Genomic DNA, 536 nt, shown 5'->3' on the forward strand with positions numbered 1-536 from the left:
GGTTGAAAAAACACATTATCGCCTTTGGTTGGGGCGATATTCGTGCCAGCTTAGTGTTGGACAAAATCACTCGTTTTCTTAGCTTATCTTTACCCACGACGTTCAACTTTCTCGCTTGGGCTGGAGGGCTGTTTGCTTACCACGCGATCATGGGACAAGCAGGCGTGCAAGGTTTGGCAGCGTTGTCGGTGATGACACCCGTTGAGTCGATTGCTCTCGCTATGATGATTGGCCTATCGAACGCGGCTGCGGTTTTAGTGGGTAACCAACTCGGCGCGAAAAACTTTGAACCTGTGTATTACCAAGCTTGGGCGACGGTAATCTTGAATGTCCTTATTGCTTTTGGTGGTGCGGTACTTCTCTTTTTCACCAATCAGCTCATACTCGATGCGTTCAGTGCATTGAGCGCCGAGACTCGTCATTTGGCAGAGCAGTTCATGGTGATTCTGGCACTTGGCGTCGTATTGCGCTCAGTGCCTATGATGGTCATTGTGTGGGTTCTTCGTGCTGGTGGAGATGTGAAATTCTGCCTGTAT

Annotated in this window: 1 protein-coding gene; it reads left to right on the forward strand. The window is 49.4% G+C overall.

Annotated features, from left to right (window positions below):
• Nucleotides 1-536, forward strand: a 536-nt coding sequence (locus R7Z47_RS26565; RefSeq protein ID WP_318130986.1) for an MATE family efflux transporter, incomplete at both ends; no start/stop codon positions are given.

Origin of the sequence: Vibrio sp. 1641 (genome assembly GCF_033339995.1) — a bacterium.
In the GTDB taxonomy this organism is placed as follows: domain Bacteria; phylum Pseudomonadota; class Gammaproteobacteria; order Enterobacterales; family Vibrionaceae; genus Vibrio; species Vibrio alginolyticus.